Source organism: Actinomadura sp. 6K520 (assembly GCF_004349245.1).
Classification (GTDB): Bacteria; Actinomycetota; Actinomycetes; order Streptosporangiales; family Streptosporangiaceae; genus Spirillospora.
This window is the reverse complement of the sequence record NZ_SMLC01000003.1, coordinates 14,369-39,452: the sequence shown is the minus strand read 5'-3', so window position 1 is coordinate 39,452 and position 25,084 is coordinate 14,369. Positions and strand designations below refer to the sequence as shown.

The following is a 25,084-nucleotide window of genomic DNA, read 5'->3' as shown; positions in this document are numbered from 1 at the left end:
AATCCAGCGGAAAGTGACGCGAATCAGACGGGGTGTGATCGGGCGATGCGCCCGGCGGCAAGATCTCTGCGCGTGAGCACAAGCGCACCCCTGCGCGATCGTCCTACGGTGCCCGGACCGCGGCGTATTCCGGCGCCGTCCGGCACCCACCCCACCCGGCCAAGAGGCGGTCCGCTCCGGCCCACCTCGCCCGATTCGTGTGCACCGAGGATCTGATGGAGCAATTCCTCCTGGCGACCGCGTTCGTCCTCGTGGCGGGCGCCGGCATCGCCGCCGCGGTCCTGCTGGTACGCCAGCGGCAGGCGACCGCCGCGCTGCGCGAGCAGAACGCCGCGCTGGCCCGTGGCCTGGACCTGCGGGAGAAGGAGCTGCGGCACCTGGCCGACGTCCGGCTGCCCGAGCTCATGGAGTCGCTGAGCAACCCGGGCGTGCGGGTCGCGGGCCCGCTGCACGACCTGGACCGCGAGGCGCCCGAGTTCGGGCGGTCGCTGCAGACCGTGCTGGACCTGTTCGCCGGATCCGCCGCACGCGTGAAGGAACGCGCGGACCGGTCCGCGAAGTCGACGCTGCGGGCGATGATGCGCGCCGTGCAGAGCCTCGCCAACGAGCAGCAGCTCGCCATCTCCACCATGCAGGAACGCCACGACGACCCGGACGTGCTGGAGGGCCTGCTCCGCATCGACCACATGAACGCCCAGCTCGGACGGCGCGCCCAGGCCACCGCCGTGCTGTGCGGATCGTGGCCGGGGCAGCAGCGCTCGGCGTCCTCCATGACCGACGTGGTCCGCGGCGCGACGTCCCGCATCCGCGACTACCTCCGCGTCAACCTGGAGGGCACGGTGAACAGCGCGGTGACGAGCCGGGCCGTGGAGCCGGTCGTGCTGACGCTGGCCGAGCTGCTCGACAACGCCGCGCGGCACTCGCGGCCCGACACCTCCGTCGAGGTCAACTTCCGGTCCGCGCACAACGGCGTCGCCATCACGATCGACGACGCCGGCGTCGCGATGGACGCCGACGAGCTCCAGCGCGCGTCCGACCTGCTGTCGGGCGAGGCGTCGGTGGACATCCACCGGCTCGGCGACCCCCCGCAGGTCGGGTTCGCGGTGGCGGGGGTGCTCGCCGCCCGCTACGGGTTCCGGGTGTCGGTCGACACCCGCTCCCCCTACGGCGGCGTGCGGGCCGTCGTGTTCGTCCCGAGCACGCTGATCACCAGCGTCCCGGACGAGCGCCCGCCGGAGTCCGTGCCCGCGCCCCGCCCGGCGGCGCGGAGCGGCACCGGGACCGAGGACGGCCCGGCCACGGCGGGCGGCCTGCCCAAGCGGAGCCGCGTCGCGGTCGCCGAACGGCCCGCCGGCTCCGGCGGCACGGACGGGGACCCCGGCACGCCGGACACCGGGGAGTGGCCCGCGGCCAGACCGGCCCGGGAGACGGCGGCCGGCCTCGGCGCCTGGCAGCGCGGGACGCGGTCCGGCCGGGCCGCCGTCCCGGCCGAGAACACGGATACCGAGGGCACGGGGACCGAGGGGCCCGCGATCGAGAGCAAGGACCTGCGGCCATGAACGAGGGGTGGAACGGCGCGATGGACGACGGGACGAACCGGCTCGGCTGGATGCTGGACGACGCGCTGCGCATGCCGGAGACGCGCTACGCGATCCTGCTGTCGGCCGACGGGCTGCTCATGGCGCACTCCGAGCGGATCAGCCGGGACGATGCCGAGCGGCAGGCCGCGGGCATGTCGGGCCTGCAGTCGCTCGCCCGCAGCACCGCCGAGTTCTGCGGCTCCCCGGACACCACGTGGCGGCAGACGGTCAACGAGTTCGACGACGGGTACGTGTTCCTCGTCGCCGCCGGACCCGGCGCGTACCTGGCGGTGTCGGCCACGCAGCACGTGGACATGGAGACCGTGTCGTTCCGGCTGCAGGAACTCGTGCAGCGGCTGGGCAAGGAGATGACGAGCCCGCCGCGTCCGGGCGCGGGCAGTCCCGCATGACCCGGCGCGGGAACCGGCGGGCGCTGGTCCGGCCGCACGTCGTCACCGGCGGCCGGGCCCACCCGACCCGCAACGTCTTCGACCTCGTCACCCTCGTCATCTTCAACGGCGACCTGCCCCGTCCTTCCGGGGGGACGCCCCCCCAGACCCCCCGGCAACCGCTTTCGAGCACCGGCCTGTCCCCCGAGAAGCTGCGGATCATCGAGCTGTGCCGCGGCGGCGCGCTGTCGGTCGTCGAGATCGCCGGGCACCTCGGCCTGCCCGTCGGGGTCACCAAGGTCCTGCTGTCCGACCTCGTCGACGACGGGCACCTCACCACCAGGGCCGGCTCGGCGGAGAGCCGGCGGTCCCAGACCCGGCTCCTTCAGGAGGTGCTCGATGGACTCCGCGCTCGCCTCTGAGACGCCCTACCTGCGCGACACCGTGCGGACGGCCCTCAAGATCCTCGTCGTCGGGCACTTCGCGGTCGGCAAGACCACCTTCGTCGGGACGCTGTCGGAGATCCGCCCGCTGCGCACCGAGGAGCGGATGACGCGGGCCGGCGCGCTGGTCGACGACCTCGCCGGCATCGAGGACAAGACGACCACCACGGTCGCCATGGACTTCGGCCGCCTCACGCTGAGCGACGACCTCGTCCTCTACCTGTTCGGCGCCCCCGGGCAGCAGCGTTTCACCCGGCTCTGGGACGACCTGGCGCGCGGCGCCCTCGGCGCGCTGGTCCTCGTCGACACCGCCCGCCTCAAGCAGTCGTTCGAGATCATGGACCTGGTGGAGCGGCAGGGCCTGCCGTACGCGGTGGCGGTCAACCACTTCGACGCGTCGCCGCGCTTCCCGGACGCCGAGGTCCGCGAGGCCCTCGACCTCGCGCCCGGCACGCCGCTGGTCTCCTGCGACGCCCGCGACCGGCGGTCGTCCACCCAGGCGCTGATCTCGCTCGTCGACCACCTCCTCACCCTCGACACGGAGACGCCGTGACCGACCAGCCCCTCCGCGGCGACCGGCCCGCGACCGAGGCGCCCGCCGAGCCGGAGCGCTTCCCCATGTACGGGCCGGAGTTCGCGCGGGACCCGCAGGCCCTCTACGCGCGGATGCGCGCCCACGGCGACCTCGCGCCCGTCGAGATCGCCCCGGGCGTCCCGGCGACGCTCGTGCTCGGGTACGACGCGGCGCTGGAGATCATGCGCGACCCCGACCGGTTCCCGCGCTGCAGCGAGGTGTGGGAGGAGCAGGTCGGGCCGGAGTGCCCGGTGCTGCCGATGATGATGAGCCGGCCGAACGCGCTGTTCACCAACGGCGCCGTGCACGCCCGGCTCCGGTCGGTGATCGTCGACAGCCTGGACCGCGTCGACCCCGCGGCCCTGCGCGAGCACGTCGCGGACGTCGCGAACACCCTCATCGACCGGTTCGCGGACGACGGCAAGGCCGACATCATCGGCCAGTACGCCCGCCCCCTCCCGCTGCTGCTGTTCAACGAGATGTTCGGCTGCCCGCACGCCATCGGCGACAAGCTCGTGCGCGGCATGAGCGCCATCTTCGACACCGTCGGCGCCGAGGAGGGCAACGCGCTGCTCGCGGAGGCCACCCTCGAACTCGTCGCGCACAAGCGCCAGAAGCCCGGCGCGGACGTCACGTCCTGGATGATGCGCCACCCCGCCCGGCTGGACGACTTCGAGATGGCCCACCAGCTCACGCTGCTGGTCGGCGCCGGAACCGAGCCCGAGCAGAACCTCATCGCCAACGGCATCCTGCTCCTGCTGTCGGACGACCGGTTCGGCGGCGACCTGGCCGGCGGCAGCCTGCCCGTCGAGGACGCCCTCGACGAGATCCTGTGGACCGACCCGCCGATGGCCAGCTACGGGACGACGTTCCCCCGCCAGGACATCGACTTCCACGGGTACCGGCTGCCCGCCCACCAGCCCGTCCTCATCAGCTACGCGGCCGCGAACACCGACCCGTCCCGGCAGGTCGGCGAACGGAAGGGCAACCGCGCGCACCTGTCGTTCTCCGGCGGTCCGCACACCTGCCCCGCCAAGAGCCACGCCCGGCTCATCGCGTCCGTGGCCATGGAAACGCTCCTCGACCGCCTCCCCGACCTGGACCTGGCCGTCCCCGCGGACGAGCTGGAGTGGCGGCCGGGCCCCTTCCACCGTGCCCTGACCGCCCTCCCCGTCGTCTTCCCGCCGGCGGGCGAGGCCTAGCCCGGCCGGCTCAGCCGGAGCCGCCCGAGCCTTCGGGGCCGCCCGTGGCGGCGCGGAGGGCGCCGACGACGGCGGCCAGCTGGGTGATCAGCCCGGCCACGCTGGTCTGGTCGGCGCCGTTGACGGTGACCGTGCGCAGCTCGTCCGGCTTGGGGAGCCTCGCCATGATCTCCGGCAGCGCGGCGATGAGCCGGGCCTGCACGGCCGCGGGCGTCCGGTCGTTCTCGATCGCGGCGCGGGCGCCCTCCCGCTCCAGCTCCAGCAGCGCCTGCTCGTGCCGGGACCGCGCACGGGACTCCGCGAGCGCCAGCTCTCCCTCCATGCGGAGCCGGGCCAGCTCGTTGTCGCGCTCGATGCGCAGCCGGCCCGTCTCGGCCTCCTCCTCGTGCCGCTCACGCTCCATCCGCAGGGTGTGCCGGGTCGTCTCGGTCTCCAGCTCGGCGACCTCGCGGGTGTCGTCGTGCTCGCGCCTGGTCCGGCGCAGCTTCTCGGCCGCCTCGGTGTCGAACAGCTGCGACTCGTTGCGGGCGCGCAGCTCCGCCAGCTCCCGCTCGTGCTCCAGCCGCTGCGTCTCCTTGATCCGCGCGGCGGCCATCTCGCGGTGCGCGACCGCCTCCTCGGCCTCCAGATCCGCGAGCCGGGCGATCTGCCCCTGCTCGGCCCGGTAGGGCTTCTGCAGGTTCTCCCAGAGCCGCGACGAGCTGACCACGGCCTCCTTGATCTGGACGGTGACGATCCGCAGCCCGAGCCCCTCGTCGCCCTGCCCGTCCTCGTGCTGACCCTCGGCGACCGCGCGCAGCCGGGCCGTCAGCTCCTCGATGATGGGCTGCTTGTCACTGAGGACGTCCCGCACGCCCATCGTGGACACCTTGTCCTTGATGGCGGCCTCCGCCTGCTCCCTGAGCTGGATGTTCACCAGCCGCATCGGGTCGTCGGCGTCGCCGAAGTCGAGCTTGCGGTAGGCGATCCCGAAGTCCTGGATGATCCACTGCACGTAGCCCTGGACGAGCACGCCCTGCAGTTCCCGGCAGATGCAGTACGCGTTGATCAGGATCGTCTGCGTCGCGCCCGGCACCACGAGGAACGAGTCGGTGGACGGGTTGAACCGGAACGACACCCCGAGCCCGATGTGCAGCGGCTCGGCCCGCCCCCGCCGCGTGTGCACCACGAACGCGTTCGGCGGGACGAGCACGTTCCGCCACCGCCAGAACCCGCTGATCCGCACGTCGACCGGGCCCGGCGCGGAACGGTCCCCGGACGGCGCCGCGCCGCCGAGGGCGCGCTCGCGCTTGGCGAGCGGGCCGGGCGCCTGCGGACCGGCGGCCGCGGTCCCGGGCGCCATCGCCGGGGAACGCCGCGCCCGCAGGTCGTCCTCCAGGACCGCCTGCTCGGCGACCACCTTCTCCAGATACGTATTGCCCTGTCCAGGCGCGCTCATCTCGCTCCTCAGCCCGCGGTCCGGTTGGCGGTACCTTAGTGCGCTTTGAACCGGCCGATGGGCCGGATGCGTACCTCCGGGTGTGGCGACACAGGAGCCGGAGGCTGCCCCGACCGACAGGCCGATGCTCGCCATCGGTGCCGTCGCGCTGGCGCTGGTCGTCCTCGCGCTGGTCGTGCGGCTGGGCGGGGCGCTCAGCGAGACCGCCGCGCCCGGCCTGTCGCAGGCCGGGGCGCTGACGAAGACGGGGCTGACGGTCGCCAAGCTCGGCGGCAACGCCGCCGCCGTCCTCACGGTCGGGTGGCTGCTCGTCGCGGCCGTGTTCGCCCCGCCGCCGTCGCCCGCCGGCCGCCGCTGCCTGCGGGCCGTCTCGCTGACGGCGCTCGTGTGGGCGCTGTGCACGCTGGCGCTGATCGTGTTCACCGCGCTGGACCTGTTCGGCACCGGCATCGGCGGCCTCACCGGGAACATGATGCGGACGCTGCTCATCGAGCTGCCGCAGGGCCGGGCGCTGCTGATCGTCCTCGCCGCCGCGGTCGCGCTGGCGGTCGCGGCGAGCGTCCCCCGCGCCGAGGGCGGCGCCGGATACCTGCTGGCGGGCGCGCTCGCCGCGCTGCTCCCGCCGCTGTTCACCGGGCACGCGGCGAACGCCTCCCACCACGCGCTCGCCGTCTACAGCCTGGCCGCGCACGTGCTGGGCGCCGCGCTGTGGATCGGCGGGCTCGTCGCCCTGGTCACCATCGGGCCCGCGCTCCGCGACCGGCTGCCCGCGGTCGTCGGGCGCTACAGCACGCTGGCGCTGGTGTCGTTCGCCGTCGTCGGGGCCAGCGGCGCCGTCAACGCCTGGGTGCGCCTCGGCGGCGTCAACCTCGGCTCGCGGTACGGGTGGGTGGTCGTCGCCAAGATCGCCGCGCTCGTCCTCCTCGGCGTGCTGGGCCGGTGGCACCGGCGCGCCACCATCCCCGCCCTGCGGGACGGGACGGGCGCGCGGCCCTTCCTGCGGCTCGGGGCGGCCGAGGTCCTCGTCATGGCGGCGGCGATGGCGCTCGCCACCGGGCTGTCCCGCACTCCCCCGCCGGAGAACGCCCCGGACACGCTCGACCTCACCGCGCTGCGCCTCGGCTACCCGATGCCGGGACCGGCGGGCCCCGGCCCCTACCTGCTGGACTGGTGGCTCGACCCGCTGTTCCTCGTCCTGATCGTGACCGGGGCCGTACTGTACGGCGCCGGCCTGCTGCGCGTGCGGGACTGGCCGTGGTACCGCGGTGCCGCCTGGTACGCGGGGCTCCTCGCCGCGTTCCTCGCCACCGGCAGCGGGATCTCCCGGTACAGCATGGTCCTGTTCAGCGCGCACGCCGTCCAGCACATCCTCATCGGGGTGGTCGCCCCGCTGCTGCTCCTGTACGGCGCTCCGCTGCGGCTGGCGGTGCGGGCCATGCGGGGCGAGAACGCGCGGCTCGTCGCCGCGGCGGGCGACTGCCGCGGGATACGGCTGCTGTCCCATCCGGTCGTCGCGACGGCGCTGCTCCTGCTCAGCCTCTACGGATTCTCCGTGTCGCCGCTGTTCCCGCCGTCGCTCAGCAACCACGCGCTGCACACGCTCGCCCTGCTCGCCTTCCTGGTCATCGGGCTGGCGTACTTCCGCGGGACGGCCGGGACGCCGCTCCCGTTCGCCGTACTGCCACTGCACGTCGTCGCCGGGGTCGCCCTGATGCGGGACGGCACCCTCCGCGGCAGCTGGTACGAGGAGCTCGGCCGCGGCTGGGGCGCGGCACCGCTGGACGACCAGCGGCTCGGCGCGCTGCTGCTGTGGACGGCCACCGCCGCCCTCACCACCGCCGTCGCGGTGGCGCAGGCGCGTCACGGGCGGGGGCGGCGGTCCACGACCCGGCTGAGCGCCTCCACGACGGTCGGGTCGTACTCGGCGGCGGAGTCGTGCCTCAGCCGCTCCAGCACGGCCGCGCCCCTGTCCCGGTCGGTGGACTCGCCCACCAGGTCGTCGTAGGCGTTGGCCACCTTGATGATGCGGCTCGCGAGCGGCGGCGCGACCGGCGGTGCCGTGCCGCCGGGGTCGCCCCCCGCCCGGTAGGGGTGCGAGGACACCCGCACGATGTGCGCCACCCGGTCCAGGACGCCCGTCTGCTTGATCACCTCGGCGCCGAGCTCGGCGATGCGGCGCTGCTCCGGCGGGGACGCCAGCACGGTCGCACCGCCCGGGATCGGGTCGCCGAGCGAGAGCTGGCCGATGTCGTGCATCAGCGCGGCGTACTCCAGTTCGAGGAGCTCCTCCTCGGACATGCCGAGCTCGCGTCCCATCGCGACCGCGAACCGCGACACCCGGCGCGAATGCCCCGGCTCCACGTAGCCGCCGACCTCGGTGACGCGCGACAGCGCCCGGACGGTCTGCAGGTAGGTGGCACGGGTCCCGGCGTACCGGCGGAACGCGAACTGCGTCACCAGGATCGGCACCGTGAAGATCAGCAGCGCGGCCTCGCCCATCGCGGTCGTGGCGACCGCGATCAGCATCGCGGTCGCGCTGGTGGCCGCGCACAGCGCCATCTTGGCCTCGATCTCGTCCCGCAGCGCGATCCCGAACCGCGCCCGGACGGCCTCCGCCCGGATCATCGCGGCGATCAGCACGTCGGTGAAGCAGGACGCGATCACGACGACGCCCATCACCGCCAGCAGCAGCTGCCAGACGACGTCGAGCGACAGCAGCGGCCGGAAGCACAGCGCGATGACCGCGACGGTGAACAGCCGCCGCGCCATCGCGTCCAGCCGCGGGGAGCGGCCCACCGCGATGTGCGGCAGCGACCCGACGAGCATCCCGGCGGCGGTGACGGCGACGACCTGCAGCGCCGAGTGCTCGGCGGCGACGACGCCGAGCGGCGCGTCCGGCGCGGCGCCCTCGGGGCCGACGCCGACCAGCAGGGCGTAGCCGATCGCGCCGGCGGCGGCGATCGGCGCGACCTCCCGGTTGCCCGGCATCACCATCCGGAACAGCTCGCCCAGCGCGATCAGCACCCCGAAGATGATCGCGACGTCGGGCTGCCGGAGGCCGACCGCCGCGACCTGCGTGACCGCGACGACGACGAACAGCCCGGCGGTCGCGATCAGCAGCAGCTGGCCGGCGTCGATGCTCTGCCACGGGGCCCTTTCCCGGGCACTCTGGCTGCTCATGGGCGTCCCGTCACCGCCGCACCTCGTCGCCGGCGACCCGCAGGGGGGTGCTCGGGTCGTCGTGGTCCTGCTGGGTGGTCTCCACCACGTCGTCGTCGGGCAGGACGACCGGGCCGGGGGGCTCCCACGGGGTGCGTTCGAGCGCCCGCAGGAACGCCTCCACGATCGCCGGGTCGAAGTGGTCGCCCATGCAGCGGCGCAGCTCCGCGACGGCCTCGTCCACGCTGCGGGCCTCCCGGTAGGAGCGGGTGGAGGTCATCGAGTCGAACGCGTCGGCGACCGCGATGACCCGGGCGAACTCGGGGATCTCGTCGCCGGCCAGGCCCATCGGGTAGCCGCGGCCGTTCATCTTCTCGTGGTGGTGCATGATGCCGGCGAGCGCCTCGTCCAGGAACCCGATCTCGCGGACGATCTCCAGCCCGCGCATCGGGTGCAGCTGGATCGCGGCGAACTCCTCCTCGGTCATCGGGCCGTTCTTCTGCAGGACCTTGGTGGGGACGCCGAGCTTGCCGACGTCGTGGAGCATCCCGGCGTACCGGATCGCCTCGACCCGGTCGGGCCGCATCCCGATCTCCTGCGCGATCATCACCGAGCCGCGGGACACCCGCTCGGAGTGCCCGCGGGTGTAGAAGTCCTTGGTCTCGACCGCCTGGCACAGCGCGGCGAGCGTGGCGGCGTGCGCCTGCTGCTGGACGTACGCCTGGTCCATCGCCCAGCGGGCGATGAGCAGCGGCAGCAGCACCAGCACGGCGGCGAACGGCCCGATGCGCGGCCACAGCCCGGCGATCAGCAGGCCGACCATGCCGTAGCCGAGGCAGCCGACGGCGAGCTGGCCGCTCTCGTGCAGCAGCTCGCGCGGCGCGGCCTGCCGGCTGAGCAGCAGCACCCCGGCCATCAGCGTCAGGTTGACGAGCACGAAGGCGACCAGGGCGCCGAGGAACGGCCCGATGACGTTCTCGACCCAGCGGATCTGCTCGGGGTGGAAGCGGTCACCGCCGAGGAGCTGGAAGACCGTCCCGGCGGCGAAGCCGCTCAGCGCGAACTGCGCGCCGTTGAAGACCCGCTTGACGGGGGCGAAGATCCGCTGGCCGGTGATCACGGCGCAGAAGCCGACCAGCGCCGCGCCGACCGGTCCGAGCAGGACCACCGACGCCAGGCTCGCGGCGAAGCTCAGCGACACCCGGGCGCGGGCGAGGTTGAGCCGCGCGGGCGCCGAGTCGCAGACGAGGAACAGCAGTGCCAGCACGGCGAGCGTGCCCCAGTCGATCTCCGCGAAGGACGACGTCGCGATGAGTCCGCCCGCGAGGGCGACCACGCCGCATACGTACGCCCAGGCGGGGAGTGGGAGTCCACGCATTGCCGCCCCCTCGGGGAGTGAACACCCGGGCCCGTCCGCGGCGGCGCGGGCCCGCGCGGGCCCGCCGGGGACGGAGAGTGTTCGGTTCGACTGGCGGGCCGCCGCCGGGCGTGCGCGTGCCTGCCGGCACTACACCCAGGAGACGCCCTCGGGCATCGTCAGCGACACCGCCGAGGGGCTCTCGCGCCGGCGGTGTCCCGCCGGCCTCACACGCTCGAGCATGGCTCCTTGCCTCCCCCCGCGAACCGGGCCGGCCGGCCTCGCGGCCGGCCACCGGGACCTCGTCGGCCCCGGCTCACCCGGGCGAGCACATACTCCCGAATTCACGGGCGGGCACGTGCTCCCGTCGCTGATTCCGGCCCAAGCCTAACGCGAACTGCCCAGGTCACACAGGCATGCGGGGAAACGAGAGCCAACTGTGAAGCAGCCGTCACCTTAAGTGATCAATTACCCCGGGAGAATACACCGACCGTAATTGCACAGCGTGGATGCACGTCACAATGCACGTGCGTTACCGGGCGTTCCCAATTATCCCCAGGAAATGCCCAGAAAGGACCAAGCATCGGCTTTCCGTCAAGCCGGGGCCATGCGTTCCCTCGCCCATGCCACCGTCTCCGCCAGCCCCTCGCGAAGGCCCACCTTCGGCTCCCAGCCGAGGGCCCGCCGGGTCGCCCCCGGATCGACGGACATCGCGGGCAGGTCGCCCAGCCGCGGCGGCGCGAACTCCGGGTCGTCCGGCGCGCCCGCGGCCTCGGCCACCAGCGTGTGCAGCTCCCGGTCGCTCGTCTGCACGCCGGTGCCCACGTTGAGGCGCCGCCCGCCGCCGTCCCCGCCCGCCGCGCGGGCGAACGCGTCCACCACGTCCAGCACGTAGACGTAGTCGCGGGTCTGGGAGCCGTCGCCGTACACCCACGTGGGACGGCCCGCCAGCAGCGCGTCCGTGAAGATCGAGATGACGCCGGCCTCACCCTCGGGGGTCTGCCGCGGCCCGTAGACGTTCGCCAGCGTCAGCGTCGTGTAGTCGATGCCGTACAGCGCCTTGTACGTGCCCGCGTACACCTCGCCGGACACCTTCGAGGCCGCGTACGGGGACGCGGGCCGCAGCTCGGCGTCCGGCGGGACGGGCAGCGCGTCCGGCACCCCGTACACCGCGCAGCTCGACGTGAACACGACCTTGCGGCCGCCCGCCGCCCGCGCCGCCTCCAGCACGTTCGCCGTGCCCACGACGTTCGTGCGCGCGTCGGCCAGCGGATCGGCGACGCTGGCGCGGACGCTCACCTGCGCGGCGAGATGGCAGATCACCTCGGGGCGGCGGACCGCCGCGCGCTCGACGAGCGCCGGGTCGCCGACGTCCATCTCCCACAGCTCCAGCCCCGGGCGGACGGTGCCGCCCGAGGACAGGTCGTCCACGCCGATGACCTCGTGGCCGTCGGCGACGAGCCGGTCGACCAGGTGGGATCCGATGAAACCGGCCGCGCCGGTGACGAGTGCGAGCACCCGAGAACGATACGACGCTCAGGCGCTGCCGGTCTTCTCGGCGTCACCGGACGCCTTGATGTCCCCGCAGATCTCCTCGATGCGGCCGAGCACCTTCGCGCGCAGGTCACTCGGGGCCTGCTCGCAGCCGCAGGACTTGTTCACCAGCTTCTTGACGGCCTCTTCGAGGCCGTACTCGCGCAGGCACGGGCCGCACTCGTGCAGGTGCTGCTGCACCTCGCCGCAGCCGCCCTGGTCCAGCTCGCCATCGAGATAGGTGTAGACCCGCGCCAGGACCTCGTCACAGGGGGTCTCGTGGTGGTCGCCACAGCTCATGGCTCACTCACCCTTCTCGTTCACCGCGCCGCGGCACGGCACGGTGTCCGGCATCTCGCTACGCAGTACGCGGCAGGCGCGTTTCCCGCTCACTCGACCCCTCCGCCCGTCCGGGTGAGACCGCGGTCCTCAGCGTAGTCCTCCAGCATTCCCCGCAGCTGGCGCCGGCCGCGGTGCAGGCGGGACATCACCGTGCCGATGGGCGTGCCCATGATCTCGGCGATCTCCTTGTACGCGAAGCCCTCGACGTCGGCGAGGTAGACGGCGATGCGGAACTCCTCCGGGAGATCCTGCAGCGCCCGCTTCACATCGCTGTCCGGCAGGTGCTCCAGCGCCTCGGTCTCGGCCGACTTGAGGCCGCTGGACGTGTGCGACGCGGCGCGCGCGATCTGCCAGTCCTCGATGTCCTCGGTGGCGGCCTGCTGCGGCTGGCGCTGCTTCTTGCGGTAGGAGTTGATGAACGTGTTGGTCAGGATGCGGTAGAGCCACGCCTTGAGGTTGGTGCCTTCCTTGAACTGGTGGAAGGACGCGAACGCCTTGGCGAAGGTCTCCTGGACGAGATCTTCGGCGTCCGCCGGGTTGCGCGTCATGCGCAGCGCGGCAGAATACAGCTGGTCCAAGAACGGGAGCACGTCGCGCTGGAACCGGTCGCGGCGCTGCTCCACGGTCTCCGTGGTGCCCTGTACCTGACCCACCCCCTCGGCTGTGGCGCCGCCGGCCTCGGCTAGACCGATGACGTCGTATCCCCCAGACGATAGCGGTCCGCGCGGCCGTCCGACGCGGGCGGGTGTCTGCGCGTCGCCGCGCGGGGCCGCGGTTCGGGGGCTCCGCTGCTGACCGGCAACGGCTGTGGTCATAGGTGTGCACCTCCGCGTTTGGCCTGTGAGACGGTGCAACACCGAAGGACCGCCGCCGATTCCCGGACGGGGGGTGACGCGGCGGACACGGCCGCCCCGCCCGTCCTGCACGGAGGGTGACGCCTCCCGTAATGGGGAAAGAAGTGACGTACACGGCAAGAACAGGAGCAAACGTGCACCCGGTGCTGTCGGCGCGAACGTCCGAGCCCACCATCGCCAGTCTGCGCGACATCTCCGGGGAGGGGGCGGGCGACGCGCTGGCGCGCTACTGGACCTTCTACTGGGCGGTCGCCGCCGCCCAGCTGACCCGGTGGCTGCCGCGGCGGCCGTCCCGCGTGCTGGACATCTCGGGCGGACGCTCCGCCGCCCAGGCCGCCGAGGCCCGGCACACCGTCCTGGAGGTCCTCGATCCGGCCAGGACCGACGGACGCCCGGCACCGGACGGGGCACCGCCCGCGAAGGGCGGCACGATCCCGATCATCGGCGACACCGGCAGCCTCACCTTCCTCGCCGGCGGTTCCGTCGACGCCGTGATCGCCGAGAACCGGGTGCTGTCCCGCCACCTCGCGACCGAGGCCACGGTCGCCGAGATCGCCCGCGTGCTGCGGCCGGGCGGCCGCGTCCTGCTCTGCGTCGACTCCCTGACCCTCGGGATGGCGCTGCTGGCGGAGCGGAACTACTGGGCGCACCTGTCGGACGTCCCGAGCGCCGAGGTCGTCCTCATCCCCTGGCCGGACGGGAGCATCACCCGCTCGTTCTCGCCCCACCAGCTCCGCGAACTGCTGGGCGACGCCGGCCTCGAAGTGGAGTGGATCCGGCCTCGCACGGTGCTGTCCCCGTCGACCGTCGAGCATGTCCTGGCCGAATCGCCCCGCGCCCTCCCCCGCCTGGTCCGCACCGAGCTGAACGCCACGGTTCCGGACGAGTCCCTGGGCATCCACCTGCTGGCGAGCGCCAGGAGGGGGTGACGCCGGCCGGCCCTAACGCCTCCGGTCGTGCGCGGCCTGGCAGGTCACGCAGCGGGCGGCGTCCGGGCGGGCCTCCAGCCGCCCCTCCGGGACGGGCTCGCCGCAGGCGAGGCAGCGGCCGTAGGTTCCGGCGCTGATGCGATCCAGGGCGGCCACCACGCCGTCGCGGTGCTGCTCCAGTGAATGCAGGGCGGCCTCCACGCGGTCGAGGGCGGTGAGGCCGGCCCCGGCGTCCGCGACGGAATTGTCGCGCTCGGGGCTTTCTCCGCGGAGAATGGCGATGGACCGATCCAAGTCCTCGAGCATGGCCTCAAGGCGGGAACGGGCTACGGCGGTGTCCACGACGCTGCGAACTCCTCCCGGCAGGGGGATCCCGGGCAATGCGCTCCGGCTCCGGCCGCCGCCGCGGTCGCGGCCGCGGTCAGAACAAACCGTCGGAATTGCTTCCTGGACTATCCCCAGAAAGCGCGGGTTCTATGAGCTCCGGTCCGTTGTTTCGCACGTTGTTGACCGCCTTTGACACCGGGTAGGCGTCCATTGTCCCGGCCATCGCGGGCACCAGCAGGCTCCGGACCTGCTCGGTCTCGGTCAGCGCCGGGTCGAGCCAGGCGTCCCAGCGGTCCGGCTCGACGATCATCGGCATCCGGTCGTGGATGCGGCCGAGGTCGTCCGGTGCGTCGGTGGTGATCACCGTGCACGTCCAGACCCACTCGCCCGGCCCGACCTGGGAGGACGACCCACCGGACCCCCCGGAACCGCCCTCGGGCGACTTCCACAGCTCGTAAAGCCCTGCCATCGCCATGACCGCACCGTCGTTGGGACGGATGAAGTAGGGCTGTTTCTGCGGCTTCTTCTTGGCCTTCTTCTCGCCCTCGGCCGGATCAGGCGACTCGCCCTGGTCCTGCAGGGTGTACCACTCGAAGTAGCCGTCGGCCGGGAGCAGGCAGCGGCGCCGCGCGAACGCGCGGCGGTACGACGGCTTCTCGTGCACCGTCTCGAACCGCGCGTTGATCATGCGGGAGCCGATGGACAGGTCCTTGGCCCACGACGGGACGAGCCCCCATCTCACCGTCCGCAGCTGCCGGACGGCCGCGGCCTCCTCGAGGGCGTCCTTCGGGCGCCGGTTCAGGACGACCGGAACCTGCTTCGTCGGGGCGACGTTGTAGTCGGGCTGGATGTCCCCGTCGACGGCGTCGAGCTGCACCTGGAACTCGTCCAGCAGCTCCTGCCGCGCTCGGGTGGTGGCATAGCGTCCGCACATGGGTCCCATCCTGCCGTGCTTGAGGCGCGGCGTGATGGGCATGTAGCGGGTCATGCGACCCTTCACGACCCTGGCCCGCCCGTTCGTGGCGGCGCCCTACATCATGACCGGCCTGGAAGCCGTCCGCGACCCGCGCGAGCGCGCCGAGCGGGTGGGTCCCGCGGTCAAGCCGGTGGCCGACCGGATCGAATGGCTGCCGAAGGACCCCGAGACGCTCGTCCGCATGGAGGGCGCGCTCAGCCTCGGCACCGGTGCCCTGCTGCTGACCGGCAGGTTCCGGCGGCTGACCACGCTGCTGCTCGCCGCGCAGCTGGTGCCCGCGCTGGCGACCGAGCACCGCTTCTGGACCGAGGACGATCCCGAACGCCGCGCCAGCGAGCGGTCCCACCTGCTGAAGAACGCCGGCCTGTTCGGCGCGCTGCTGATGGTGGCGACCGAGCCGCGCCGCCCGCCGCGGACGGCGGAGCTGCGGCGCGCCGCGCGGGAGACGCAGATCAAGAGCGGCGCCGAGGCCAAGGCGCTGCGCCGGGAGGCCGCGGCGACGCTGCGCGACGCACGCCGGGAGGCGGCCCGCCAGGTGCGCACCGCCCGCGCCGAGAGCGGACGCAAGGCCGCGAAGCAGGCCGCGAAGGCGGCCAAGGGCGCCAAGGCGGCCAGGCCGGCGAAGTCGGTCACGGTGAAGATCGCCAAGCCGGGCGGCTCCAAGGGCCGCAAGCGGGGCGGCGGCGCGATGCGGGGCCTCATGGCCGGTGGCGCGAAGGCGGGGGCCGCGTTCAAGGCGGGCCGGGCGGCCAAGCCGGGACGGGCCGCGCGGGCCGGGCAGACCGTCAAGGCCGGGACGGCCACCCAGGCGGCGAAGGCCATGAAGGCCGGCAAGACGGTCAAGGCCGGGACGGCGGCGCAGGCGGGCAAGGTCAAGCAGGCCGTCAAGCACTGACTTCCCGAAGAGAACCTTAAAAGAGCCTCAAATCCGTTGAACCGAGAGCCGGGGCGGTCCCGTACTGCCAGTTGACTGACGTCCCCACCACCGTCCACTCGACGAGCCCCGCTCGTCGATCGCCCCCACGGAGACGCCCCGGCCATGGCAGTTCCCGGATCGACCGGTCGCCAGACCGGCGGGTTGCGGAGCCTGCTCCGCCGCCCCGGCGCGGCCCGGCCGGCCTCCGCGGCCGGCCGGGCCGCACGCGACGACGAGATCGTCGCCGAGCTCTACCGCGAGTACCATCGGCCGCTCCTCGCGTTCGTCCTCCGGCTCACCGGCGGTGACCGCCAGTGGGCCGAGGACGTCGTGCAGGAGACGATGATCCGGGCGTGGCGCAGCGCGGACCGCCTCGACGACCGCACGTCCTCGCTGATGCCGTGGCTGGCCACGGTCTCCAGGCGTATCGTGATCGACAATCGGCGGCAGCGCGAGGTCCGGCCGCCCGAGGTCGGCGACGGCCCCCTGGAGAACCTGCCGATGGCGGACGAGATGGACGGACTGCTGCGCAAGGTCGTGGTGGCGGAGGCGCTGGAGGCGCTCTCCCCCGCACACCGTCAGGCGCTGACGGAGACGGTGCTGCGCGACCGTACGGTGAACCAGGCGGCCGAGTACCTCGGCATCCCGGTGGGAACGGTCAAGTCCCGCGTCTACTACGCGTTGCGCGCCCTGCGCGTCGCCTTGGAGGAGAGGGGGGTGACCTCATGAGTTCGCCGGTCGAGCACACCGACGTCGGCGCGTACGCGCTCGGCCTGCTCGAGGAGGGCGACCGGCGGGCCTTCGAGGCCCATCTTCACGGGTGCGGCAGGTGCCAGGCGGAGCTGGCCGAGATGTCGGGGACGGCGGGCGTCCTGTCCGCGCTCGGCGGCGACCCCGCCGGGCCCGCCCCGATGGCGGAGCCGGCCGACGGGCACCGGCCGCCCGCGCCGGTGATCGACATGATGCGGCGCCGGCGGCGGGAGGACCGCCGGTTCCGGCGCGGGGCCTACACCGTCGGCGGGGCGGCGGCGGCCGCGATGCTGGCCGTCGGGATAGGCGTCGGGACGGTGCTCGGCGATGACGGCGAGGCCCGGCGGCAGCCGCCGCCCGTCGCCGTCACCGGCGAGCGGTTCCAGGCGACGGACGCGAGCACGGGCGCGTCCGGCACGGTCGGGCTCGTCGACAAGGGCTGGGGGACGCAGGTCAGCCTGGAACTGCGCGGCATCAAGGGGCCGCTGAGGTGCCATCTGGAGGCGGTGTCCGAGACCGGTGAGCGCAGCGTCGTCGCCGGCTGGCGCGTCCCGGAGAAGGGCTACGGCGTCCCGGGGCAGCCCAACCCGCTCGTGATGCAGGGCGGGACGGGCCTCACCCGGCAGGAGATCACCCGGTTCGAGGTACGGCTCGACGGCGGCGGCACGCTGCTGACCATCCCCCTGTGACCCCGCCGAGCGATCCGCTGGGCCCTCTCCCGGCCCGATAACCTTGGGTCATGCCCACTCCGCATTGGCTCGCCCCGGTCGCCGCTGCCCCCGTGGACGCGACCGTGTCGCTGCCCGGCTCGAAGTCGATGACGAACCGGGCACTGGTCCTCGCGGCGCTGGCCGACGCGCCCGCGCGCATCACGCGCCCGCTGCGCAGCCGCGACACGGTGCTGATGGCCGATGCCCTCCGCGCGCTCGGCACCGGGGTCGCCGAGGACTCCGCGGGCTGGGAGGTCCGCCCGGGTGAGCTGCACGGTCCCGCGCGCGTGGACGTGGGGCTCGCCGGGACGGTGATGCGGTTCCTGCCGCCCGTCGCGGCCCTCGCGTCCGGCGAGGTGGCCGTCGACGGCGACCCGCGGGCGCGGGAGCGGCCGATGGGCCCGATCATCACCGCGCTGCGGGCCCTCGGCGCCCGCATCGACGACGGCGGGCGGGGCGCGCTGCCGTTCACCGTGCACGGGACGGGCTCGGTCGGCGGCGGGCACGTGGTGATCGACGCGTCCGGGTCGTCGCAGCTCGTGTCGGGGCTGCTGCTGGCCGCGCCGCGCTTCGCGAAGGGCGTCGAGGTCAGGCACGAGGGGCCGCCCGTGCCGTCGGCGCCGCATCTGGCGATGACAGTGCACATGCTGCGCGCGGCGGGCGCGGTGGTGGAGACCGGGCCGAACCTGTGGCGGGTCGCGCCCGGCCCGCTCCGCGGCGGCGAGTGGGCGATCGAGCCGGATCTGTCGAACGCGGCGCAGTTCCTGGGGGCGGCGCTGGTCACCGGCGGGCGCGTCACCGTGCGGGACTGGCCGGCCGAGACGACGCAGCCGGGCGACGCGCTGCGCGGGCTGCTCGCCGCGATGGGCGCCGAGGTGTCCCGCGGGCCGGACGGGCTGACCGTGCGCGGCTCGGGCGGGTACTCCGGGCTGGACGCCGACCTGCACGAGGTCGGGGAGCTGACGCCGGTGCTCACGGCCGTCGCCGCGCTCGCCGGCTCCCCGTCCCGGCTGACGGGCATCGCGCACCTGCGCGGCCACGAGACCGACCGGCTCGCTGCCCTGGTCAGCGAGCTGAACGGGCTCGGCGGCGACGTCCGGGAGCTGCCGGACGGGCTGGAGATCCGGCCGCGGCCGCTGCGCGGCGGCGTCTTCCGCACCTACGACGACCACCGGATGGTGATGGCGGCGGCCGTTCTCGGCCTGGCCGTTCCCGGTATAGAGGTGGAGAATCCGGGCACCGTGGGCAAAACTCTTCCGAACTTCACGGAGTCGTGGGCGTCGATGCTGGCGCCCGCCTGACGGCAGGGACGGACCACTGGCCAGACGAACGCACGACTACGACGAGGACGACGTCCGGGTGCGGCCCGGACGCCGCGGGTCGCGTCCGCGCACCCGCCGCCGTCCCGCGCACGAGGACGCCTCCACCGGATTCGTGATCGCGGTGGACCGGGGCCGGTACCGCTGCCTGGTGGACCCGGGCACCGGCGACGAGCGCGGCGTCACCGCGATGCGCGCCCGGGAGCTGGGCCGCAAGGGCGTCGTCGTGGGCGACCGGGTGGCCCTCGTCGGCGACGTGTCCGGCGAGCCCGACACCCTGGCCCGCATCGTCCGCGTCGAGCCGCGGCGCTCCTCGCTGCGCCGGACCGCCGACGACACCGACCCGTTCGAGCGGATCATCGTCGCGAACGCCGACCAGCTCGTGATCGTGACGGCCCTCGCCGACCCCGAGCCCCGCCCCCGCATGATCGACCGGCAGCTCGTCGCCGCCTACGACGCCGGGATGGACCCGCTGCTCTGCCTCACCAAGGCCGACCTCGCCGACGCCGAGGCCCTGGTCAGCGAGTACGCGCCGCTCGGCGTCCCCTACATCGTGACGCGCCGCACCGGGGACGGCGGGCTGCGCGGCGGCCTCGACGAGCTGCGCGGCCACCTGTCCGGCCGCATGAGCGTGCTCGTCGGGCACTCGGGCGTCGGCAAGTCGACGCTGGTGAACACGCTCGTCCCGGACGCCGAGCGGGCGGTCAGCCACGTCAACGCGGTCACCGGCCGCGGCCGGCACACCTCGTCGTCGGCGATCGCGCTGGCGCTGCCCGGCGGCGACGGCTGGATCATCGACACCCCCGGCGTGCGGAGCTTCGGGCTCGCGCACGTCGACCCCGCGCACGTGATCAACGCGTTCGAGGACCTCGCGGCGGGCGCCGCCGAGCGCTGCCCGCCGCACTGCGACCACCTGCAGGAGCTCTGCGGGCTGGACGGCTGGGTGGCCGACGGGCACGCCAGCCGGGCCCGGCTGGACTCGCTGCGGCGGCTGCTCGCCAGCCGCGAGGGAGAGCCCGAATAGGCCGGAAACTCCGGGCGATGCGTCGGTATCGTCTTGCTCCATGGTCCAAGTGGTGGCGGGGCGCTACGAACTCGTCGAGGTGCTCGGCCGCGGCGGGATGGGGGCCGTGTGGCGGGCCCGCGACCGCACGCTCGGCCGGGAGGTCGCGGTCAAGGAGGTGTCCCTGCCGCAGGGCCTGGACGAGGCGCAGGTCGAGCGGACGTACGCACGGACGTTCCGCGAGGCGAGGTCCGCGGCGCGGCTCGACCATCCCGGCATCGTGACCGTCCACGACGTCGTGGAGGAGGACGGGCGGCCCTGGATCGTGATGAGCCTCGTCCGGGCGGAGTCCCTCGACAGGGTCATCGCGCGGGAGGGGCCGCTGCTGCCGGACCGGGCGGCCGCGATCGGCCTCGACCTCCTGGACGCGCTCAGCGCCGCGCACGCCGCCGGGGTCGTGCACCGCGACGTGAAGCCGGGGAACGTGCTGCTGCCGCCGGGCCGCGCCGTCCTCACCGACTTCGGCATCGCGACCGTGGCGGGCGACGAGACGCTCACGCAGGCCGGGGCCATCGTCGGGTCGCCCGCGTACCTGGCGCCCGAGCAGGCGCGCCACCAGCGGGCCACCCCGGCGTCGGACCTGTGGTCCCTGGGGGCCACCCTGTACGCGGCCGTCGAGGGCCGTCCCCCGTACAAGCGGCCCGACGTCTGGGGCGTGATGGCCGCCGTCCTCTCCGACGACCCGGACCCGATCGAGCGCGCCGGGCCGCTCACCCCGGTGCTCCAGGGCCTCCTCCGCAAGGACCCGGAACAGCGCATGGGTCCCGGCGAGGCCGGGCGCATGCTGCGCCAGGTCGCGCACGGAGCCGGTGCCGGCCGCGCCGACCCGCCCGCGTTCGCCCCGCCCGGACCGGGGCAGCGCGACGTGACGCTTCCGCCCCCGCCCGCCGCGCCGACCGTCGAGACGCCCGCGCCCCCGGCCGCGCGCAAGCGCCCGCCGTGGCAGCTGATCCTCCCGGCCGGGATCTTCACCGCCGCGATGGTCGCCGCCATCGTCACGATCGTGGTGTTCACCACCCAGGGCGAGGAGCCCGCCGACCGCGGCAACAGGGCCGGCGGGGGCGCGTCCTCCTCCGCGTCGTCGAGCGCCGGCGTGCCCGACGGATACCGCCCGTACCGGGGGTCGGCGTTCGTCGCGGCGGTCCCCGAGGGCTGGAAGGAGGACGGCTCCGGCGACGACGTGACGTTCACGGACCAGACCCAGGGGGTCAAGCGGGGGGTGAGCATACAGCGCATCGCCTCCACGCCCCGGGGGGATATCGCGGACGGCCTCGCGGACGCGGCGCGGCAGATGCGGAACGACCCGGACTACCCCGGCTACAAGCAGGAGAACTTCGACCGGGACGTCCGGTACCAGGGCGGCCGGGCGGCCGAGCTCCAGTTCACCTTCACCCGGGACGGCGTCCCCGGCCGCGTGCGGGTGCGGGTCTTCGAGCTCGGCGGCGCCGTCTACCAGGCCGTCCTGATCGGCGACCAGAAGCACTGGAACGAGGGTGTGCCGTACTACGAGACCATCCTCAAGACGCTGCGGAGCCCGTCCTGACACGCGAGGCCGGGCGCATGAACCGGCGGGCGGTGCTCAGGGCGACGCTCGTCGGCGGCCTGGCCGCCGCCGGCTGCTCCGGCGGGGAGCCGCCCGCGCCCGGCGGCCGGCCGTCCCGTCCCCGCCCGACCGGCCCGGCCGACTGGAACGCCCTCGCCCGCGGTCTGGACGGCCGGCTGATCCGCCCGTCCGACGCCTCCTACGACCGGGCCCGGCGGCTGTACATCCCGCGCTTCGACGACGTCGAACCGGCGGGCATCGCGTACTGCGAGACTCCCCAGGACGTCGCCGAATGCATCGCGTTCGCGACGTCGCAGGGAATGCCGTGCGCGGTGCGCTGCGGAGGCCACAGCTACGCGGGCTGGTCGACGGGCACCGGGATCGTCATCGACGTCTCGCCGATGGGCACGGTGAAGCGCGACGGCGGCCACGCGGTCGTCGGCGCGGGGACACGGCTGATCGACCTGTACGGCGAACTCGCCGGTGCGGGCGTGAGCGTCCCGTCGGGCACCTGCCCCACGGTCGGTGTGGCCGGCCTGACGCTGGGCGGCGGTCTCGGCGTGACGTCCCGCGCGTACGGGCTGTCCTGCGACGTCCTGGAGTCGGCGCAGCTCGTCACGGCGGACGGACGGGTCCTGACCTGCGGCCCGGAGGAGCACGCCGACCTGTTCTGGGCGTGCCGGGGCGGGGGCGGCGGCAACTTCGGCGTCGCCGTCTCGTTCACGTACCGGACGCACGAGGCCGGCGACGTCACGCCGTTCTCCCTGCGCTGGCCCTGGGCGCGGGCCGCTTCGGTGGTCCGCGGGTGGCAGCGCTGGGCCCCGGCCGCACCCGACGAGGTCTGGACGAGCCTGCACCTCAACACCGACCCCGGCGGCGGGACGCCCACCGTCGAGGTCGTCGGGGTCGCGCTCGCGGACGCCACCGCGCACATGAACGGCCTGGCGGCCGCGGTGGGCGCCGACCCGGTCTCGTCGGCCGTCCAGTCCCGTCCCCACCTGGACGCGATGAAGTTCATGGGCGGCTGTGCGGGCCAGACCGTCGAGCAGTGCCACGCGCGGGGCACCCTGCCCGGTCAGCGGCCGGGCGGGAACTTCCCCAGGACCGACTACGCCGGAAAGTCCCACATCGCCTACAAGCCCCTGCCCGACGACGCCGTCAACGCCCTGCTCGCCCGCTTCGAGCGGGGGAACGACGTCGCGAACCGCTCGGCGCTCATGGACGCCATGGGCGGCGCGATAGCCCGTGTGGGGCCGGGCGACACGGCCTTCCCCCACCGCAAGGGCCTGTTCTGCGTCCAGTACCTGGCACCCGACACCGCATGGCTCCGCGCCACGCACGCGTCGATGGAGCCCTACATGCGCGGCACCGCCTACGTGAACTACGTCGACTCCGACCTCAAGAACTGGGCCGGCGCCTACTACGGCCCCAACCTCGGTCGCCTGCGCAAGGTCAAAGCCGCCCACGACCCGGGACGGCTGTTCCGCTTCCCGCAGGCGCTCTGACCCCTCCGGCCGACCCGGCGGCTACCCCTTCGAGGGCTCCTCGAACAGGCTGCGCGCCCGCGCCTCGGCCTCGTTGAGGGCCCTGACGTGCTCGGGCGCGAGTTCCTCGACGCACCGGGTCATCGCCTCGGTGACCATGCTGAACGCGCTCTCCTCCGCACCCCGCAGCGCCGCCCGGACGCTCGCGGACCTGGCGCCGAGCGCCGCCCATTCCAGTTCCAGCCGCGCGACGGCCTCGTCGAACGCGTGGGACGTCTCGGCTCCGGCGTCCTTCAGCTCGTCCGGGATCGGCCCGCGTCCCGACTTCCTCGCCTGGCCGGACAGGGCCGAGATGCGGCTGGCGAGCGTCAGCCCCTCCCGGGCGAGCGGCAGCACGTCGTGGATGAGGTCGGTGACGGCCTTGGCGAGCTCCTCCACCCGCGTCAGCAGCGTCTGCGTCGCCTCCTCCAGCGCCCCGGACGTGCGCTCGGCGACCCGCTCGGCGACGTCCCGCTGCCGCCTGGACAGCAGGGGGACGATGTCGCGGTCCAGCCGGCGCTGCAGCTCGCGCTCCCGCGCGCCGTGGTCGCCGGGCCCCGCCCGGCCGGCCCAGTCCGCCCAGACCCGCTCGATGCGCTGCGTCCCCGACGCGGCGATCTCCGCCGTGATCTCGTCGAGCGCCTCGCCCGCGCGGGCCTTCAGGCGTTCCACCCGCCCGTAGAGCGCCTCCCGCTTGAACGGTTCGTTCAGCTCGTTGAGCTGCGCCTGCAGCCGGCGGGAAACGTCGATGGCGTGCTCGGCCAGCGGGACGAGGCGGTCGGCGAGCTCGTCGAGCGTCCCGGCCCTGCGCGGGTCGGTCAGCTCGGCCACCCACTCGGGAAGGTCGTGCGGCATGGCCCCATGCTGCCACCATCGCGCCCCCGGAACGGCCCGCTCCGCCCCGGCGCGCCCCGACCGGCCAACCGAAAAGCCCGTAACTGCGCGGGTACGTGTGTCTGCGGAACGGTTGATCAGGGTAGCGTTGCACGCCGTGGCGGGCTATTCCGATGACCTGCGTCTCGCGCACGTGCTGGCGGACGGGGCCGACGACATCACGTCCAGGCGTTTCCGCGCCCTCGATCTCGACATCGAGACCAAGCCGGACCTGACGCCGGTCAGCGACGCCGACCGCAGCGTCGAGGAGCAGATCCGCGGCACGCTGAAGCGGGCCCGCCCGCGGGACGCGGTCCTCGGCGAGGAGTACGGCAAGACGGGGTACGGCAACCGCTGCTGGATCATCGACCCGATCGACGCCACGAAGAACTTCGTGCGGGGGGTCCCGGTCTGGGCGACGCTGATCGCGCTGATGGAGAACGACGAGATCGTCGTCGGGGTGGTGTCGGCGCCCGCCCTGAACAGGCGCTGGTGGGGGGCGCGCGGCGGCGGCGCCTGGACGGGACGCAGCCTGACCCGCGCGACCAGGATGAACGTCTCGTCGGTCGCGGACCTGTCGAACGCCTCGCTGTCCTTCTCCAGCCTCAGCGGGTGGGAGGAGCAGGGCCGGCTCGACCGGTTCCTCCACCTGACCCGGTCGGTGTGGCGGACGCGGGCGTTCGGGGACTTCTGGTCCCACATGATGGTCGCCGAAGGGGTGGTCGACGTGTCGGCCGAGCCCGAGGTGTCGCTGTGGGACCTCGCCGCGCTCCAGGTCATCGTGGAGGAGGCCGGCGGCATGTTCACCGACCTGTCCGGGGTGCCCGGCCCGGACGGCGGCAGCGTCGTGTGCACCAACGGCCGGTTGCACGCCGAGGTCCTGCGAACGCTGGGCGGCGGTCAGCTCTCCCTGCGCATCTGAACCCGGCGCGCCTGCCCCCGGCGCGGCCGAAACGATGGAAGCTCCTGCCTGCGGGGACAGATCATTCTGGCCATCGGGGGGACTCGCGACATATCGTGGAACAGCGGTCGCCCGGCGGCCGTTGTACAGATCGGGCGGTCCGTAAACGGAGGTACCAGATGTCGACCCAGACAAAGTTCGTGATCGGCGGCGTCGTCGTCGGTTTCCTCACCCTGTTCATCTTCCCCTGGTGGCTGACCGCGCTGATCATCCTCGGCGTCGTCGGGGCACCGCTCGTCGGTTACCTGATGCTCGACCCGTCGCAGCGCAGGCGCGTGCGCGCGCAGGGACGCAAGCGTCTCGGCAGCTGACCCGGACGGCCC

24 protein-coding genes and 1 pseudogene are annotated in these 25,084 nt (G+C 73.8%); 16 read left to right on the top strand and 9 right to left on the bottom strand.

Features of this window, described 5'->3' with window-relative positions:
• Positions 1–215 precede the first annotated feature (215 nt).
• From E1289_RS01590 to E1289_RS01570, 5 genes are read left to right on the top strand one after another with little or no spacing between them, the layout of a single operon-like run.
• Positions 216–1,559 (top strand): sensor histidine kinase, encoded by a 1,344-nt coding sequence (locus E1289_RS01590; protein WP_207928716.1) that lies wholly within the window; start codon positions 216–218, stop codon positions 1,557–1,559.
• The gene (locus tag E1289_RS01585; protein ID WP_243712543.1) at positions 1,556–1,990 is read left to right on the top strand and encodes a roadblock/LC7 domain-containing protein; all 435 of its coding nucleotides are present in this window, start codon (positions 1,556–1,558) and stop codon (positions 1,988–1,990) included. The genes E1289_RS01590 and E1289_RS01585 overlap by 4 nt, the downstream gene beginning before the upstream one ends.
• The gene (locus E1289_RS01580) at positions 1,987–2,391 is read left to right on the top strand and encodes a DUF742 domain-containing protein (protein WP_131974461.1); all 405 of its coding nucleotides are present in this window, start codon (positions 1,987–1,989) and stop codon (positions 2,389–2,391) included. The genes E1289_RS01585 and E1289_RS01580 overlap by 4 nt, the downstream gene beginning before the upstream one ends.
• A complete protein-coding gene (locus E1289_RS01575; RefSeq protein ID WP_131974459.1) occupies positions 2,369–2,965 on the top strand; it encodes an ATP/GTP-binding protein in 597 nt (198 codons plus the stop codon). The genes E1289_RS01580 and E1289_RS01575 overlap by 23 nt, the downstream gene beginning before the upstream one ends.
• Positions 2,962–4,188 (top strand): cytochrome P450, encoded by a 1,227-nt coding sequence (locus E1289_RS01570; protein WP_131974457.1) that lies wholly within the window; start codon positions 2,962–2,964, stop codon positions 4,186–4,188. Before E1289_RS01575 ends, E1289_RS01570 begins: the two co-directional genes overlap by 4 nt.
• A gap of 10 nt (positions 4,189–4,198) precedes the next feature.
• On the opposite strand, the gene E1289_RS01565 is transcribed toward E1289_RS01570, so the two are convergent.
• The gene (locus E1289_RS01565; RefSeq protein WP_131974455.1) at positions 4,199–5,626 is read right to left on the bottom strand and encodes an SPFH domain-containing protein; all 1,428 of its coding nucleotides are present in this window, start codon (positions 5,624–5,626) and stop codon (positions 4,199–4,201) included.
• Positions 5,627–5,750: 124 nt separating this feature from the next.
• Between E1289_RS01565 and E1289_RS01560 the strand changes: the two are divergent.
• Positions 5,751–7,472 (top strand): annotated as a pseudogene (locus E1289_RS01560) (cytochrome c oxidase assembly protein); the annotation flags it as partial.
• Positions 7,473–7,486: 14 nt separating this feature from the next.
• On the opposite strand, the gene E1289_RS39355 reads toward E1289_RS01560, so the two are convergent.
• From E1289_RS39355 to E1289_RS01535, 5 genes are all read right to left on the bottom strand, one after another.
• Entirely contained in the window at positions 7,487–8,806 is a 1,320-nt protein-coding gene (locus tag E1289_RS39355; protein ID WP_131974451.1) for an HD domain-containing phosphohydrolase, read from the bottom strand.
• A 10-nt stretch (positions 8,807–8,816) separates the two neighbouring features.
• Positions 8,817–10,163 carry an HD-GYP domain-containing protein gene (locus E1289_RS01550; RefSeq protein ID WP_131974449.1) on the bottom strand — a complete coding sequence of 449 codons (1,347 nt, stop codon included), beginning with the start codon at positions 10,161–10,163 and terminating at the stop codon, positions 8,817–8,819.
• Between the two features lie 573 nt (positions 10,164–10,736).
• Positions 10,737–11,660 carry an NAD-dependent epimerase/dehydratase family protein gene (locus E1289_RS01545; RefSeq protein WP_131974447.1) on the bottom strand — a complete coding sequence of 308 codons (924 nt, stop codon included), beginning with the start codon at positions 11,658–11,660 and terminating at the stop codon, positions 10,737–10,739.
• Between the two features lie 18 nt (positions 11,661–11,678).
• Positions 11,679–11,975: a mycothiol system anti-sigma-R factor gene (rsrA, locus tag E1289_RS01540; RefSeq protein ID WP_131974445.1), complete on the bottom strand. Its 297-nt coding sequence runs from the start codon at positions 11,973–11,975 to the stop codon at positions 11,679–11,681.
• An 89-nt stretch (positions 11,976–12,064) separates the two neighbouring features.
• Positions 12,065–12,832, bottom strand: coding sequence for a sigma-70 family RNA polymerase sigma factor (locus E1289_RS01535; RefSeq protein ID WP_243712542.1), 768 nt, complete (start codon positions 12,830–12,832; stop codon positions 12,065–12,067).
• Positions 12,833–13,005: 173 nt separating this feature from the next.
• On the opposite strand from E1289_RS01535, the gene E1289_RS01530 reads away from it, so the two are divergent.
• On the top strand, positions 13,006–13,800 hold the full coding sequence (locus tag E1289_RS01530) for a methyltransferase domain-containing protein (RefSeq protein ID WP_347813558.1): 795 nt from the start codon (positions 13,006–13,008) through the stop codon (positions 13,798–13,800).
• Between the two features lie 12 nt (positions 13,801–13,812).
• Here E1289_RS01530 and E1289_RS01525 read toward each other — a convergent pair whose 3' ends face one another.
• Both E1289_RS01525 and E1289_RS01520 read right to left on the bottom strand, forming a co-directional pair.
• Positions 13,813–14,142 (bottom strand): TraR/DksA C4-type zinc finger protein, encoded by a 330-nt coding sequence (locus E1289_RS01525; RefSeq protein ID WP_207928715.1) that lies wholly within the window; start codon positions 14,140–14,142, stop codon positions 13,813–13,815.
• 79 nt (positions 14,143–14,221) lie between these two features.
• A complete protein-coding gene (locus E1289_RS01520; protein ID WP_165970290.1) occupies positions 14,222–15,061 on the bottom strand; it encodes an SOS response-associated peptidase in 840 nt (279 codons plus the stop codon).
• A gap of 52 nt (positions 15,062–15,113) precedes the next feature.
• Between E1289_RS01520 and E1289_RS01515 the strand changes: the two genes are divergently transcribed.
• From E1289_RS01515 to E1289_RS01485, 7 genes are all read left to right on the top strand, one after another.
• Positions 15,114–15,998 (top strand): DoxX family membrane protein, encoded by an 885-nt coding sequence (locus tag E1289_RS01515; RefSeq protein ID WP_131974439.1) that lies wholly within the window; start codon positions 15,114–15,116, stop codon positions 15,996–15,998.
• Positions 15,999–16,142: 144 nt separating this feature from the next.
• The gene (locus E1289_RS01510) at positions 16,143–16,748 is read left to right on the top strand and encodes a sigma-70 family RNA polymerase sigma factor (RefSeq protein WP_131974437.1); all 606 of its coding nucleotides are present in this window, start codon (positions 16,143–16,145) and stop codon (positions 16,746–16,748) included.
• Positions 16,745–17,458, top strand: a complete 714-nt coding sequence (locus tag E1289_RS01505; RefSeq protein WP_131974435.1) for a zf-HC2 domain-containing protein — start codon at positions 16,745–16,747, stop codon at positions 17,456–17,458. The genes E1289_RS01510 and E1289_RS01505 overlap by 4 nt, the downstream gene beginning before the upstream one ends.
• A gap of 50 nt (positions 17,459–17,508) precedes the next feature.
• Positions 17,509–18,780, top strand: a complete 1,272-nt coding sequence (gene aroA, locus E1289_RS01500; RefSeq protein ID WP_131974433.1) for a 3-phosphoshikimate 1-carboxyvinyltransferase — start codon at positions 17,509–17,511, stop codon at positions 18,778–18,780.
• Between the two features lie 58 nt (positions 18,781–18,838).
• The gene (gene rsgA / locus E1289_RS01495; RefSeq protein WP_243712541.1) at positions 18,839–19,822 is read left to right on the top strand and encodes a ribosome small subunit-dependent GTPase A; all 984 of its coding nucleotides are present in this window, start codon (positions 18,839–18,841) and stop codon (positions 19,820–19,822) included.
• A 40-nt stretch (positions 19,823–19,862) separates the two neighbouring features.
• The gene (locus tag E1289_RS38800; protein WP_207928714.1) at positions 19,863–21,404 is read left to right on the top strand and encodes a serine/threonine-protein kinase; all 1,542 of its coding nucleotides are present in this window, start codon (positions 19,863–19,865) and stop codon (positions 21,402–21,404) included.
• 17 nt (positions 21,405–21,421) lie between these two features.
• Positions 21,422–22,909, top strand: coding sequence for an FAD-binding protein (locus tag E1289_RS01485; RefSeq protein ID WP_131974429.1), 1,488 nt, complete (start codon positions 21,422–21,424; stop codon positions 22,907–22,909).
• A 21-nt stretch (positions 22,910–22,930) separates the two neighbouring features.
• On the opposite strand, the gene E1289_RS01480 is transcribed toward E1289_RS01485, so the two are convergent.
• Positions 22,931–23,782, bottom strand: coding sequence for a hypothetical protein (locus tag E1289_RS01480; protein WP_131974426.1), 852 nt, complete (start codon positions 23,780–23,782; stop codon positions 22,931–22,933).
• 136 nt (positions 23,783–23,918) lie between these two features.
• On the opposite strand from E1289_RS01480, the gene hisN reads away from it, so the two are divergent.
• Positions 23,919–24,722 carry a histidinol-phosphatase gene (hisN, locus tag E1289_RS01475; protein WP_131974424.1) on the top strand — a complete coding sequence of 268 codons (804 nt, stop codon included), beginning with the start codon at positions 23,919–23,921 and terminating at the stop codon, positions 24,720–24,722.
• Between the two features lie 158 nt (positions 24,723–24,880).
• Entirely contained in the window at positions 24,881–25,072 is a 192-nt protein-coding gene (locus E1289_RS01470; protein ID WP_131974422.1) for a hypothetical protein, read from the top strand.
• The last annotated feature ends 12 nt before the right edge of the window (positions 25,073–25,084 follow it).